At 69.0% G+C, this 14,601-nt stretch carries 11 protein-coding genes; 8 read left to right on the top strand and 3 right to left on the bottom strand.

Features of this window, described 5'->3' with window-relative positions; translation table 11 throughout:
- Positions 1-101: 101 nt before the first annotated feature.
- On the bottom strand, positions 102-1,367 hold the full coding sequence (locus CWT12_RS10190; protein WP_161924714.1) for a glutamate--cysteine ligase: 1,266 nt from the start codon (positions 1,365-1,367) through the stop codon (positions 102-104).
- A gap of 46 nt (positions 1,368-1,413) precedes the next feature.
- The gene (locus tag CWT12_RS10185; protein WP_161924713.1) at positions 1,414-2,766 is read right to left on the bottom strand and encodes a class I SAM-dependent methyltransferase; all 1,353 of its coding nucleotides are present in this window, start codon (positions 2,764-2,766) and stop codon (positions 1,414-1,416) included.
- Between the two features lie 331 nt (positions 2,767-3,097).
- On the opposite strand from CWT12_RS10185, the gene CWT12_RS10180 reads away from it, so the two are divergent.
- The 3 genes from CWT12_RS10180 to guaB all read left to right on the top strand — a co-directional run bounded on the left by CWT12_RS10180 (position 3,098) and on the right by guaB (position 6,103).
- Entirely contained in the window at positions 3,098-3,793 is a 696-nt protein-coding gene (locus CWT12_RS10180; protein ID WP_237564140.1) for a SanA/YdcF family protein, read from the top strand.
- Positions 3,794-4,130: 337 nt separating this feature from the next.
- Positions 4,131-4,427, top strand: a complete 297-nt coding sequence (gene groES, locus CWT12_RS10175; RefSeq protein ID WP_092532878.1) for a co-chaperone GroES — start codon at positions 4,131-4,133, stop codon at positions 4,425-4,427.
- A gap of 152 nt (positions 4,428-4,579) precedes the next feature.
- Positions 4,580-6,103, top strand: coding sequence for an IMP dehydrogenase (gene guaB / locus CWT12_RS10170; protein ID WP_161924712.1), 1,524 nt, complete (start codon positions 4,580-4,582; stop codon positions 6,101-6,103).
- 194 nt (positions 6,104-6,297) lie between these two features.
- On the opposite strand, the gene CWT12_RS10165 is transcribed toward guaB, so the two are convergent.
- Positions 6,298-7,062: an exonuclease domain-containing protein gene (locus tag CWT12_RS10165; protein ID WP_161924711.1), complete on the bottom strand. Its 765-nt coding sequence runs from the start codon at positions 7,060-7,062 to the stop codon at positions 6,298-6,300.
- Between the two features lie 583 nt (positions 7,063-7,645).
- Between CWT12_RS10165 and CWT12_RS10160 the strand changes: the two genes are divergently transcribed.
- The 5 genes from CWT12_RS10160 to CWT12_RS10140 all read left to right on the top strand — a co-directional run bounded on the left by CWT12_RS10160 (position 7,646) and on the right by CWT12_RS10140 (position 14,567).
- Complete coding sequence (locus tag CWT12_RS10160) at positions 7,646-8,770, top strand: GuaB3 family IMP dehydrogenase-related protein (protein ID WP_161924710.1); 1,125 nt, start codon at positions 7,646-7,648, stop codon at positions 8,768-8,770.
- A gap of 221 nt (positions 8,771-8,991) precedes the next feature.
- Entirely contained in the window at positions 8,992-11,175 is a 2,184-nt protein-coding gene (locus CWT12_RS10155; RefSeq protein WP_237564139.1) for an alpha-galactosidase, read from the top strand.
- Between the two features lie 135 nt (positions 11,176-11,310).
- Positions 11,311-12,219 (top strand): carbohydrate ABC transporter permease, encoded by a 909-nt coding sequence (locus CWT12_RS10150; protein WP_161924709.1) that lies wholly within the window; start codon positions 11,311-11,313, stop codon positions 12,217-12,219.
- Positions 12,220-12,234: 15 nt separating this feature from the next.
- A complete protein-coding gene (locus CWT12_RS10145; RefSeq protein ID WP_161924708.1) occupies positions 12,235-13,182 on the top strand; it encodes a carbohydrate ABC transporter permease in 948 nt (315 codons plus the stop codon).
- A gap of 8 nt (positions 13,183-13,190) precedes the next feature.
- Positions 13,191-14,567, top strand: coding sequence for an ABC transporter substrate-binding protein (locus CWT12_RS10140; RefSeq protein ID WP_161924707.1), 1,377 nt, complete (start codon positions 13,191-13,193; stop codon positions 14,565-14,567).
- The last annotated feature ends 34 nt before the right edge of the window (positions 14,568-14,601 follow it).

Below are 14,601 nucleotides of genomic sequence, written 5' to 3'. Positions count from 1 at the left end.
CCCATAGGGCGCTACAGGCGCTATAGGTCGGCCTCCCGCCTGCCCCGCCTACCTCGCCCCTCTTCTCACCGAGGTCGGTAGATATAACCGACCTCGGTGCGTTACTTGTGCCGGTTTCGCAAGTGGCGCCGGGGAGGGGTGGCGGGGCCGGGGTGGATGCCGTCAGAAACCAGGGCGGTGACCTCTGCGGGGGCCAGTGGCCGTCCGGCGCGCACCTCCTCCAGCAGCAGGCGCATAGCGGCCTCGTTGCTGTTGGTCGCCTCGGCGGCGGCGAGCTGGCGCTGGTAGGAGGCGCCGGCCTCCAAGGTCACCCGGACGCTGTCCAGTTCGGACTCGCAGCCCAAGTCGCTCGCCACCGGCTCCAACTCGGTGAGCATCCGCTCGACCGTCTCCGTCACCAGCTCCTCCGTGCCGGCTGAGTCCGTGATCAAAATGGCGTCCATGCCGTAGCGGGCGGAGCGCCACTTATTCTCATTGACGTACCAGGGCGGCAGCGCGTCCAATTGCTCACCGCGATCCAGGCGGCGGGAGAAGTCCTCGACCAGGCACTGGGTGAGGGCGGCGATGCCGCCCAGCTCTGTGAGGTTGGTGGCGGCGTCGCAGGACCGGACTTCGATGGTGCCCAGCCGCGGCGACGGGCGCACATCCCAGCGGACCTCCGTGAAGTCCTCAATGACGCCGGTGTGAACCATATCGCCCACGAAGCCCTCCAGCTCATCCCAGGAGTTCAGCTGGTGGGGGGCTCCCGCCGTCGGCAACTGCTGGAACATCATGGCGCGGTTATCCGCATAGCCGGTGGAGGCACCCGCCCAGAAGGGCGAAGAGGCGCTCAGGCACTGCAGGTGCGCGGCGCGCGTGAGCAGGGCGGACAAGATGGGCAGCACCTTGCTGCGGTCCTCTATGCCCACGTGCACATGCGTGCCGAAGATGAGCATCTGGTGCCCCCACAGCCGGGTGCGTTCCACGAGCCGCGCATAGCGCTCGGCGTCGGTGACCTTCTGCACCAGCGGGTCGGCGAAGGGGTGCGTGCCGGCGCTGGCCAGCTGCACCCGCAGCGGCTCGACGACGGGAAGCAGCCGGTCATAGGCGAGCGCAATGTCCTCAATGCACTGTGCGACGGTGCGGCGGGCCCCGGAGACCAGCTCCACGGTGTTGAGCATCATCTCGCCGTGGATATTCGGATCCTGGCCAACCAGGCGCAGCACGTCTGCGGCGCACTGGCGCAGGTCCAGGCTGTCGCTGTCCACCAGCTGCAGCTCCCACTCGATCCCGAGCGTGGAGCGGGCGGAGCGGGCGAAGGGCAGATCCGTGCGATGCAGCAGATGTGCGCGCGGCGTCCGGGTGAATGCGGGGGTAGTAGGTGTCATGACGGAGCTCCTCTCGGAGGCGTTGAGCAGGGACACTTGCGTACGTTTACGGTGAAGGATGATCGTTACGTACCTGGACACGTGCTGGGGGAGGCGATGCGTGCGCAGGGGCCTGCGCGTCGGCCTCCGGCCGGCTGAGCGGTTCGACGACGAGCACGGCGCCCCTCGGGGAGCGGCCGCGCCCGCCCTCGCCGCGTGGGCCGATACGGGTCAACAGCCAGACCTCTCCGGTGTCGCCCCGCGGGCGCAGGGAGGCGCGCAGCGCGTCGGGGGAGATCTCCACGCCGCGGGAGTGAATCTCCAGGTGGCCGATGCCGCGATCGCGCACGCGGGCCCGCAGCGCCTTTAGGTGCAGGGGGAGCACCTCCACCAGCCTCCAGGAGCGTACGAAGGGGGCCAGCTCCGGCCCGGCGGGCCGCGCACCCGTCAGGTAGGCGATGCGGTGCCCGACTGGGCGTGCATCCAGGCGGCCCGCGAGGTGGGCTACCAGGCCCGCACGGATGGCCGCGCCGTCCGGCTCGTGAATGACAGCGCCCAGGTCCTCCACTCCGGTTACAGGCTCGACTTGAGCGGGCGGGGCCGTGGGGTCCGTGCAGTCGGGGTCGGTCAGTACGTGGGCGGCGGGATTGCCGTCTCCGCCGGAGCGCAGGACCAGGGCGGAGCGGCCGGGTCCCTCCGGAGCCAGGGGGCCGCACCAGATACCGGCCTCGACCACCTCGCCGTCTACGCTCACCCACTGCACTTGGGCGTCTTCCGGCAGCAGCGCATGGTCGATCCCCGGGGCAACCTTGACGCCGAGCGCCGCCACCTGCTCGCGCAGAGCCAGTACCCGTCCCAGCGGCGGGGACCAGCGCTCGGGGTCGGTGATGCGCCGCCCGCCGGAGCGGCGCGCCGGATCAGCGAAGACCGCGTCCACGCCAGCGGCCGCCAGATCCACTTCCAGCGCATCGGCGCAGCGCACCTCGGTGTTCGGGAAGGGGGAGAGGTTGACGGTGGCGAGCGCCGCCGTCGGCTCGTCCCCGTCCACTGCCAGTACGCGAGGGCACAATGACGCCAGTGCCAGTGCGTCGCCGCCGATGCCGCAGCCTAGGTCGGCCACGTACTGAATGCCGGCGCGCGCGTAGCGGGAGGCGTGATGGGCGGCGACCGTCAGCCGGGTGGCTTGCTCCAGGGTGTCGGAGGTGAACAGCATGCGCTCCGCGAAGGGGCCGAACTTGGAGGCGGCGCGTTGGCGCAGACGCTGTTGTGTCAGCGCAGCGGCGACCAGCGCGGAGGAATAACCCTCGCGGCGCAGGGACTCGCCCAGGGCGAGTGCCTGGTCGGGATCGTACGGTGGCAGAGATTCGAGCAGCCGCCAACCTTCGGGAGTCAGCAGCGGGGCGAGGTCGAAGCCGTCCATCGCCGAGAATCATGACATGCCTGCCTGCCCGCGCGCCGCATCCGGAGAGGCGTCTCACGGTTAGAGACGCCTCACGGTTCGTGGACCGGCGCCCCCCGCCGCGGCCTGCCTGGTGAATGCTACCTCCCCCGGGGCTCCAGGTGGCGGCGCTCCGCTGCGCGCACGGTCCCGATGCGCTGCCGGAGGCGAACATCCCCGACGCCGGCTCCCTATGCCGCTACGCTGACACGTCCGTACGGGGTGACGCCTGCAGGGCATCACTGGCACACCACAAAAGCCCCACTCCCTAGCCGCTGGCTGGGCGAACCGGGGCAGACGAAGGAGGAATCGCGTGGCACGACGCGACAGACGACGCCGCTGGCGCTGGGCCCTGGGCGGGCTGGTTGCGCTCGCGGTGGCGGTGGTGGCGCTGCCCAATGCCTGGGTATGGGCTGCAGCCGCGGGGCACGTGACGGACCACGGGGCCGCGGATGATGATGCGGTCGCGCCGGTCGCCGTCGTCCTGGGCGCGTCGGTGTACTCCTCCGGGGAGCCGTCTCCGTGGCTGCGCTACCGGCTGGACGTGGCCGCTGACCTGTACGAGTCCGGGCGGGTGGAGGCCATCCTCGTGTCCGGCGACAACGGCCAGGCCAGCTACAACGAGCCCATCGCCATGTACGAGTACCTGGTGTCCATAGGGATTCCGAGCGGGGCGATCGCCGTGGACTATGCAGGTTTCGACACCTACGCCACCTGCGTGCGGGCCCGGAAGGTGTTTGGCGTCTCCGAGGCGATTGTGGTCAGCCAGGACTTCCACGAGGCGCGTGCGGTGGCGGTGTGCCGGGCCGTGGGCGTGGATGCATCCGGAGTGGGTGACGTGCGCGCCCGCGCCAACCGCTCCACCTGGGCATACAGCTGGCTGCGGGAGCGCGGGGCGGCGGTGAAGGCCGGCTGGGACGTACTCACCGATCGCACCCCGCTGCTAGGGGACCGGGAGACCAGCGTGGACGAGGCCATCGCCTGGACACGGGCCGCCAGGGCGGCGTGAGCCGCCCGCGGGTAGGCTGGGAGAGGCAGCGGGGCCGCCCGTCGGCCCGGCGCATTGCCGCAATGCCGAAGGTGGTTCGGCTAGGGGCAGGACGTGTTGGGTGGCGGGCGCCTGGCGGAGCACGCCTACGGCGAACCGCCATGACTGCTTTAGCACTCGCGTTGACTGAGTGCTAAAGCCGCGCGTAGATTCTGCTGTGGTGCGCGAGGCGCTTAGGCGACCCCGCGTGACCCGCATCATCCGTGCCGGACCGACCCCCGCGACGGCGGCTCGACACCCCGGGATGCGGCAACCAGTCATTTACCCGCCAATCAAGAAGCGAGAAGGGGAGAACGACATGTCGATCTCCATCAAGCCGCTCGAGGACCGCATCGTCGTGCAGACGGTCGAGGCCGAGCAGACCACCGCGTCCGGTCTGGTCATTCCGGACACCGCCAAGGAGAAGCCGCAGGAGGGCAAGGTCGTGGCCGTGGGCCCGGGCCGTGTCGACGACTCCGGCAAGCGCATCCCCGTCGACGTCGCAGAGGGCGACGTCGTCATCTACTCCAAGTACGGCGGCACCGAGGTCAAGTACGACGGCGAGGACTACCTGATCCTGTCCGCCCGCGACGTCCTGGCGGTCGTCACCCGCTGACCGGTAGCTCGCCGGCGTTTCGCCATAGCTCGTTGTGGGGTGGCAGGCACGTGCCTGCCACCCCACAGCCGTATCCGGCGCGTCGAGGATGGCGGCGGCGTGTGGCGGATCTCGACGTGCGTCGCTCGCCGCGCGGGTTCTACGATGATTCCGTGAGCGACCCGATCACCAGCCCCGACATCTTCGCACCCACCGGCCTGACTTACGACGACGTCCTCCTGCTGCCCAGGCTCACCGACGTCATCCCCTCCGAAGTCGATACGACCTCCCGCCTGACCCGTAAGATCTCGTTGGCCACCCCGCTGCTGAGCGCCGCCATGGACACCGTCACCGAGTCCGACATGGCCATCGCCATGGCCCGGCAGGGCGGCATCGGCATCCTGCACCGCAACCTGTCGATCGAGGAGCAGGCCCAGCACGTGCGTCGGGTTAAGCGCTCGGAGTCCGGCATGGTCTCCGATCCGGTCACGGTGGGCCCGGACGCCACCATTTCCCAGCTGGACGAGCTGTGCGGCCAATACAAGGTGTCCGGATTGCCGGTCGTCGACGACGCCGGGAACCTGCTGGGCATCATCACTAACCGTGACCTGCGCTTCGTGCCTACCGAGCGCTGGGACACCCTGACGGTGCGCGAGTGCATGACCCCGCGCGAACGGCTGATCACCGGCCCGGCCGGCATCTCCCGCGAGGACGCCAAGGCGCTGCTGGCCGAGCACCGCATCGAGAAGCTGCCGATCATCGACGCCGACGGCCGCCTGTCCGGGCTGATCACCGTTAAGGACTTCGTCAAGACCGAGCAGTACCCCAACGCCACCAAGGACGAGGCGGGCCGCCTGGTGGTCGGCGCCGCCGTCGGCTACTGGGGCGACACCTGGGAGCGTGCCGGCGCCCTGGCCGAGGCCGGCGTGGACGTGATCGTGGTGGACACCGCCAACGGTGGTGCCAAGCTGGCCCTGGAGATGATCTCCCGGATCAAGCACGACCCGGCCTTCTCCGGCATCGAGGTGATCGGCGGCAATGTGGCCACCCGTGAGGGCGCGCAGGCGCTCATCGACGCCGGTGTTGACGCCGTCAAGGTGGGGGTTGGGCCGGGCTCGATCTGCACCACCCGGGTGGTGGCCGGCGTCGGCGTGCCCCAGGTGACTGCCGTGTACGAGGCTGCCCGCGCCTGCACTCCCGCAGGCGTGCCGCTGATCGCCGACGGCGGCCTGCAGTACTCCGGCGATATCGCCAAGGCGCTGGTGGCCGGGGCTGACACCGTCATGCTGGGCTCCCTGCTGGCCGGCTGTGCCGAGTCCCCGGGGGACCTCGTATTTGTCAACGGCAAGCAGTGGAAGCGCTACCGGGGCATGGGGTCGCTCGGGGCGATGAGCTCGCGCGGCCGCAAGTCCTACTCCAAGGACCGCTACTTCCAGGCCGACGTCTCCGGGGATGACAAGATCATCCCCGAGGGCATCGAGGGGCAGGTGCCCTTCTCCGGGGCGCTGGCCGACGTCGTCTACCAGCTGGTCGGCGGGCTGCACCAGTCGATGTTCTACGTGGGGGCGCGCACCATCCCCGAGCTGAAGGCCAACGGCCAGTTCGTGCGCATCACGGCGGCCGGGCTCAAGGAGTCCCACCCGCACGACGTGAAGATGACCGTCGAGGCCCCCAACTACACCGGCCGCGAGTCCTGACCTGGGCGTTCCGTGAGGAATCACTGCGCTCGCGGCGGGCGCTGGCTGGGCGCGCTGCGCGTCTTCGCTGGGCACGCCGTGAGGTATCGCCGTGCACGCGGTGGGCCCTGACTGGGCTGGGCGCTGGCTGGGCGCGCCGCGCGCCTTCACCGGGCGTGCCGGAGCCCTGGGGAGCCGGTCCGCCGGCGGCGCCTTCACATGCCGTCGGGCAGTGGCCAGGAGGTGTTGACGTCGGGCGTGCGGCCACGGCGGCGCAGGAACTCGTTGAAGGAAACCGCCCAGTCACGGTGCGCCGCCGCTTGCCAGGACATCAGCTCCGTGCGCGGAATACGGGCGATCTCCGGGTGGGCGCAGGCCATGGCGTCCAGTACGTCCAGCGTGGCCACCACGTCCACCTCGGCCGTGTGCAGGCCGCCCGCCTGGGGATCCACGCCGTAGAACGCGCACAGGTCCGTCAGACGCCGCTTGCCCTTGCGATAGCGGTTCACCCTCCGGTCGATCACGAGTGGATCCACCACGGGGCCCAGCTCTCTGCCGAGCCGCTGGCGCACGGTGGGCAGGCCGTGGCGGACTAGCTCCGTCTCCAGCAGGGCCAAGTCATAGGCCGCGTTGTATGCAACCACAGGCGTGCCGGCCGACATCGCCTGGGTCAGCGCCGCTGCCACCTCCTCCAGCACCTGGTCAACCGGGCGGCCCTCGGCGCGGGCGCGCGCAGTGGAGATGCCGTGTACGGCGGAGGCGGAGTCGGGGATCTCCACGCCCGGGTCCGCAAGCCAGGTGGTGATGCGCTGCGGGCGGGCGCCGTCCGCGCCACGCGGGCCGCGGGCGACCAGTGCAGCCGTCACCAGCCGGTCCGTGGTGGGGGAGACGCCGGTGGTCTCGGTGTCGAACCCGAGCAGTGGGCCGTCGGCCCAGGAGTCGGGCGCCGTGGCCGGATTGGATACTGGTTGCTCGCTCATATGCCGAGTGTGCCACCGCCCACTGACACGAATAGCGCGACCGGCACAGGCCGCGCCGGTGTGAACATGATTCTGCGGTCGGGACAGGCTTGGAAACAGGAGCGGCCCGCAGTGGGACCGCCCGCGCGCCGTTGGCCGCCTGAAACGCACTTTCAGACGCTCCAACTGCGGGAATCCGTCCAACCGCGGAAACCCGCTCCAAGTGGAGTGCCGGGACCCGGCCGGGTCCGTGCCAGAGCGCCGCGTCGCATGCCGGGCGCGGGCACGACGGGCCGGCGAAGCGGACAGTGGACCCCGTCAAGGTCGCCAACGCACAACCAGCCCCCACCCCACCTAGCCACCTGATCCTCGTGCCCGGAAGCGGGGCCATCTGCTACGCCACTTCGGGGTTAACAACGCCTGTTAACGGCCTGCTGAAGGGCTGGGAGGTATACAGCAGGCCGTTAAGTAGCGTTGTTAACGCCCAACGGGCGTAGTAGCCGACCTCGCGCAACCACCGCGCCTGCAAGCCGCGGAGAATGGGGAGCAGCTCACCGGAGTTCGCGGCGGTTGTCCGCGCTGCGTGCCAGCTACGATGCTCTTCGTGAGCGGTGAGATCGAGATCGGGCGGGACAAGCGCGCCCGCCAGGCCTATTCCTTCGATGACATTGCACTGGTTCCGGCGCGCCGCACCCGTGACGTGCGCGATGTGCGCGTCGGCTGGCAGCTGGACGCCTACCACGTGGACCTGCCGGTGATGGCCTCGCCCATGGACTCGGTGATGAGCCCCGAGACGGCGATTCTGGTTGGGCGGCTCGGCGGCATCGGCGTCCTGGACCTGGAAGGGCTGTGGACCCGCTACGAGGACCCGACCCCCGCCCTTGAGCGCATCCGCTCCGCCGCACCCGAGCAGGCCACCGCCGTGCTTCAGGACGTCTATCGTCCCCCGGTGCGCCCCGAGCTCATCGCCTCCCGCCTGGAGGAGATCCGGCAGGCAGGAGTTGTCGTCGCCGGGCGCCTCAGCCCCTCCCAGACCCAGCGGCACTGGCGCACCGTCGTCGACGCCGGCGTCGACCTGCTGGTCATCCGCGGCTCGGTCGTCTCCGCCGAGCACGTCTCCGGGTCGGTCGAGCCCCTGAACCTCAAGCGCTTCATCTACGAGCTGGACGTGCCCGTGGTGGTCGGCGGCGTGACCACCTACACCGCGGCCCTGCACCTGATGCGCACCGGCGCGGCGGGTGTGCTGGTTGGCCAGGGCGGAGGTGCCTCCTCCTCCGTGCGGCAGGTCCTCGGCCTCCACATGCCCATGGCCACTGCCGTCGCCGACGTCGCAGCGGCTCGCCGTGACTACATGGACGAGTCCGGCGGGCGCTACGTGCATGTCATTGCCGACGGCTCGGTCGGCAACTCCGGCGACGTCGTCAAGGCCATCGCCTGCGGTGCCGACGCCGTTATGCTCGGCGCCGCACTCGCCCGTGCCCAGGAGGCCCCCGGCGGCGGCTACCACTGGGGTGCCGAGGCCCGCCATGAGCGGCTGCCCCGAGGCTACCGCAGCCACGTGGGCACGGTGGGCACCATGGAGCAGATCCTGTCCGGACCCTCGGACCGCGCCGACGGCACCCTGAACCTCATGGGTGCCCTGCGGCGCACGCTCGCCACCACCGGATACGCCGATGTCAAGGAGCTGCAGCGGGTTGAGATCGTGGTGGCCCCATACGAGCCGAGCTGACGCAGCCGGCGGCGGGGGCCGTTGGGGCGGGTCGGCGGCACCGCATCCGGTTTGTGGAGCGTGTCGCGGTGGAGGTTACGGTCAGGCTGCGCATGCTTGACGTCACGTATTTCTTCGACTATAAAATAATCTCGCATCCCGCGCCGCGGCGTCGCGGCACCCCACCAATCGGGCTGCACTCGTAACTCGTCCGCGATTCTGCCCATGTCAAAGGAGACCCCGTGCCCGATTCCCCCATCGTCCACCTGCGCCGCGGCGGCACCTCGCTGGTCCTGAGCCTCCTACCCGACCGTCACCCGGTGGTCCGCCACTGGGGTGAGGACCTGGGCGAGCTCGACGGCGCGGCGCTGGCCGATGTCGGCATCGCCCAGAACACGAGCACCGGCTCCAACCAGACTTGGACCACGCCGGACCTGCCCGTGCTGCCGCTGCCGCACCTGGGCTGGTCGGCTCGCCCGGCCGTCCTGCTGCACCGCGCGGACGGCTCCGCCTTCTCCGTGCACCCCGAGTCCGTCAACCACAGCGTCGAGACCGTCGAGGCGCCCGGCGGGTGGGCCGACGTCGTCACCTCCACCGCCACCGATCCGGTCCACGGGATCGAGCTGACCACCGTGCTGCGGCTGGAGCCGACCGGTATCGTCCGCCTGCGCGCCGAGGTCGCCGATACCGCAGGCCCCGGCGCCGCGCCGCTGGAGGTCGACGAGATCACCCCCGTGCTGCCGGTTCCCTCCGATGCCACCGAGCTGCTGGACTTCACCGGGCACCACGCCTTTGAGCGCCAGCCGGTCCGCACCCCCTTCGCCCCCGGCACCCGCCTGCGTGAGTCCTGGGAGGGGCGCACGGGGCACGACGCCGCAACCTGGTTGGCCGCGGGCACGCCCGGCTTCGGCTGGCACCGCGGCCGAGTACACGCCGTTCACCTCGCCTGGTCGGGCAATACCCGCGCATTGGCGTCCCATCCGCAGCAGGGCTACCGGCTGCTCGGGGCGGGGGAGCTGCTCCAACCCGGCGAGGTCGTGCTCGGCCCCGGCCAGAGCTACACCAGCCCGTGGGTAGTCGGCTCCTGGGGTGAGGGCCTGGACGCCCTGGCCGCCCGCTCGCATGCCCACGTGCGTGCCTTGCCCTCCTATCCGTCGCGGCCCCGGCCGGTCCTGCTCAATATCTGGGAGGCCGTCTACTTCAAACACGACCTGAACACCCTCAAGGCCCTGGCCGACGAGGCCGCGGCAATCGGCATTGAGCGCTTCGTCATTGACGACGGCTGGTTCGGGTCCCGCCGCGACGACACCTCCGGCCTGGGGGACTGGCAGGTCTCCGCGGAGGTCTGGCCCACCGGGCTGGAACCGCTGGCGCAGCACGTGCGCTCCCTCGGCATGGAGCTGGGGCTGTGGTTCGAGCCGGAGATGGTCAACCTCGACTCCGACCTGGCCCGCGCCCACCCGGACTGGGTCCTGTCCGACGGCGCCGGCGGCGCGGTGGAGCACCGCAACCAGCGGGTCCTGGACCTGACCGCACCCGGCGCCTGGGACTACCTGTATCAGGCCATCAGCGACCTGGTGGAGCGGCTGGACCTGGCCTACATCAAGTGGGACCACAACTCCACGGTGCTCGCCGCCGGGCACATGGCCCCCAACGCCGCACTCGGCACCCGCTACGGCGCCCCGGCCGTCCACGAGCAGACCCTGGCCCTGTACCGCCTCCTGGACGCCCTTCACGAGCGCTTCCCGGGGTTGGAGATCGAGTCCTGCTGCGGTGGCGGTGGGCGCATCGACCTGGGGATAATCGAGCACACCCAGCGCGTGTGGACCTCCGACTGCAACGACGCCCATGATCGCGCCAACATCAACCGCGGCACCATGACGCTGCTGCCTCCCGAGCTGATCGGCACCCACGTCGGTGCCGGCCGGGACCACACCACGCTGCGCAGCCTCGACGTCTCCTTCCGCGCCGCCACCGCCCTGTGGGGGCATATGGGTGTTGAGTGGGACCTGCTGAGCGCCACCGACGCGGACAAGCGGGGCCTCGCCGAGCTGATCGCCCTGCACAAGCAGTTGCGCCCCCTGCTGCACTCCGGCACCGTGGTCCACGCCGACGTCGATGAGGACGACGCCGTGCGCATCCAGGGCGTCGTCGCCCCGGACCGCTCAGAGGCCCTGTTCGGACTGACCGGCCTGGGGCAGGCGCTCACCTGGCCGGGCGCCCCTCGGCCCCTGCCCGGCCTGGACCCGGAGCGCACCTACCGGGTGCAGCTGGCAACGCCCCTGTACGAGGGGCACATGTATCAGGCCGCCTGGACCCGCCCGGAGGGCGTGGTGCTGCCGGGCTCGTACCTGGCGACCACCGGGCTCTCGCTGCCAGTCATCCATCCCGACCACTCGCTGCTGGTGCGCGTCACCGCCGTCTGAGGCAGCGAAGCGGGCACGGACCCGCTTGCGTATCCGCCGCGGACCGCGGCGCGCGCGGGCGACGCCCCCGCCCACGAGCCGTTGTCCGTCTTGTATTCCCAATCCCATTTCACCGCCAGGAACGGAGCACCGTACATGTCCACAGCGACCGCCGCGGCTGCACCGGCGCTGCGCAGGAAACCGAAGGATGACCGCCTGCTGGGCATCGCCTTCATCATTCCCGCCGGCATCGGTCTGATCGCCTTCTACATCTGGCCCCTCATCCGGGGCATCTGGCTGTCATTCACCGAGTACAACCTGCTGACCCCGGAGCAGTTCACGGGGCTGGCCAACTACCAGCGCATGGTCGGCGACTCGATCTTCTGGAACGCCGTGCGCGTCACCCTGGAGTACGTGCTGATCAATATCGGCTTCCAGACCGTCCTGGCGCTGATCATTGCCGTGCTCATGCAGCGGTTGACGCAGTCCACCCTGGTGCGCTCGATCGTGCTGACCCCCTACCTGGTGTCCAACGTCGTCGTCGCCATGCTGTGGCTGTGGATCCTGGATAATACGCTGGGCATTTCCAATGAGATCATCTCCGCCATCACCGGGGAGAGCGTCAACTTCTTCTCCTCGTCCCTGGCGATCCCCACGATCGCGATGATCAATGTGTGGCGGCACGTGGGCTACACCGCCCTGCTCATCTTCGCGGGCTTGCAGTCGATCCCGAACACGGTCTACGAGGCCGGCAAGATGGACGGCGCCAGCGAGTGGACCATGTTCTGGAGGATCACGGTGCCACTGCTGCGGCCCATCCTGGCCCTGGTGCTGATCATGACGATGATCGGGTCCTTCCAGGTGTTCGACACCGTTTCGGTTACCACCCAGGGTGGCCCGGTCAATGCCAGCCGCGTACTGCAGTACTACATCTACGACATGGCCTTCGGACGCTTCCAGTTCGGCTACGCCTCCGCCATGGCGGTGGGGTTGCTGATCGTCCTGGCCGCGATCACGATTCTCCAGTACCGCATGACCCGTGCGGGCGAGACGGACCTGGACTGAGAGGAACGACTAACCATGAGCGCTCTCACCACCACAAGTACCGGCGTGACAGCAGGCGCCAAGACCGAGCAGCGACGCTCGGACAAGCGCGGCCTGTCGGTTGGCCGGGTGATCGCCTGGATCTTCATGGCGCTGGTCATGGTCATCACGATCCTGCCCTTCTACTGGGTGCTGCGCACCGCGCTGTCCTCCAACGCCGGCATCACCTCTGACCCCACCTCGATCCTGCCGGTTGACATCAACCTGCGCGGCTTCGCCCGCGTATTCGGCATGCAGTCCACCGAGGAGGCCCTGGCCGACGGCGGCTCCGGTGCGTCCATGAACTTCTGGATCTACCTGCGCAACTCGGTAATCGTGGCCACGCTGGTCACCGCCGGCCAAGTGTTCTTCTCCGCCATGGCGGCCTACTCCTTTGCCCGCCTGCGCTGGCGCGGCCGGGACGCCGTGTTCACACTGTTCCTGGCGGCGCTGATGGTGCCCTCGATCTTCACGCTGCTGCCCAACTTCGTGCTGGTCAAGCAGATCGGGCTCATCGACAACCTGCTGGGCGTCGCCCTGCCCACCATGTTCATGACGCCTTTTGCGGTGTTCTTCCTGCGGCAGTTCTTCATGAATATCCCCAGGGAGCTGGAGGAGGCGGCCCTGCTCGACGGCGCCTCGAAGATCCGCGTGTTCTTCCAACTCATCCTGCCGATGGCCAGCGCGCCCATCTCCACCCTGGCGATCATCACCTACATCACCGCCTGGAATGACTACTTCTGGCCACTGCTGGTCTCCTACACGGATTCCTCCCGGGTACTTACCGTGGCCGTGGCCGTATTCCGCTCCCAGGCACCCACCTCCGGCACCGACTGGTCCGGCCTTATGGCCGCCACGCTCGTGGCCGCCCTGCCGATGCTGCTGCTGTTCATGGCGGCGGCCAAGCGCGTCGTCAACTCCATCGGCTTCACCGGAATCAAGTGAGGGACCAGATGAACAACAAGCTCATGCTCACTCGCCGCGGCCTGTTCACAGGCGCATTCGCCGGAGCTGCGGCGCTGACGCTCGCGGCCTGCTCCGGCAATGACGAGCAGGCCAAGTCCAACACCATCGACTACTGGATGTGGGATGCCAGCCAGGAACCGGCGTACCAGGCCTGCGCGGACCGCTTCAAGGAGAAGACGGGCATAACCGTCAACATCACCCAGATCGGTTGGGGCGACTACTGGACCAAGCTCACGGCCGGCTTCATTGCCGGCACCGGCCCGGACGTATTCGTGGACCACATCGCGAAGTTCGCGCAGTTCGTCGATCTGGACGTGCTGGTTCCGCTCGACGAGCAGCCCGCCTGGTCCGGCGTCGACGAGTCCGCCTTCCAGGAGGGCCTACTGGACCTGTGGAAGGGAGAGGACGGTCGCCAGTACGGCTGTCCCAAGGACTGGGACACGGTGGCGTTGTTCTACAACCAGGACATGCTCGCCCAGGCCGGAGTCTCCGAGGAGGAGATCCAGGCCTGCCAGTGGAATCCCGACGACGGCGGCAGCTTCGAGCGTATCCTCGCCCGGCTCACCGTGGACCGCAACGGGGTGCGTGGTGACGAGGAGGGCTTCGATCCCAAGCATGTGGCGGTCTACGGCCTGGGCATTCAGGACTCCGGCTCCAGCGACGGACAGACCCAGTGGAGCCCCTTCACTGCCACGGTGGGGGACTGGCACTACACGGACCAGGAGACCTGGGGCACCCACTACCGCTACGACGAGGACGACTTCCAGCGCACCCTGGACTGGTACTTCGGCCTAGTGGACAAGGGGTATCTGAACCCCAACGGTGCCTTCTCGGACGCCACCAGCACGGACATCCAGCTCGGCTCCGGATCGATCGCGATGGCCATCCATGGGGCGTGGATGTTCAACACCTTCGCGGGCCTGGACATCAATGTGGGCATCGCCCCGACCCCGATCGGGCCGAACGGCAACCGGGCCTCGCTGTTCAACGGCCTGGGAGACTCCATCGTGAAGGACTCCGACAAGGTGGACCTGGCCTCCCAGTGGGTGGCATTCCTGGGGACCGCTGAGGCGCAGGACATTGTCGCCTCCTACGGGATCGTGTTCCCGGCGATCTCCTCCTCCACGGAGAAGGCCATCGAGGTGTTTGAGGAGACCGGGCTGTCAACCGACGCCTTCACGGTGCACCTGGAGGAGGGCGGGCAGACCTTCTTCTTCCCGCTTACCTATTTCGGTGCCGACGTCAGTGCGATCATCACCCCGGCGGTGGATGCGGTCTGGGTGGATCGCGTGCCGGCGTCCACGCTGAGCAGCTACAACGATCAGGTCAATCTGCTGTTCGAGACGTCCGCGCACGGTGATTGAGCGGCCAGTTGCAGGTCGGCGAAGCGGCGAATGG

It is taken from the genome of Actinomyces sp. 432, assembly GCF_009930875.1.
Classification (GTDB): Bacteria; Actinomycetota; Actinomycetes; order Actinomycetales; family Actinomycetaceae; genus Actinomyces.
Note: the sequence above shows the minus strand (reverse complement) of the source record. Positions and strands in the feature narration are given on the sequence as shown.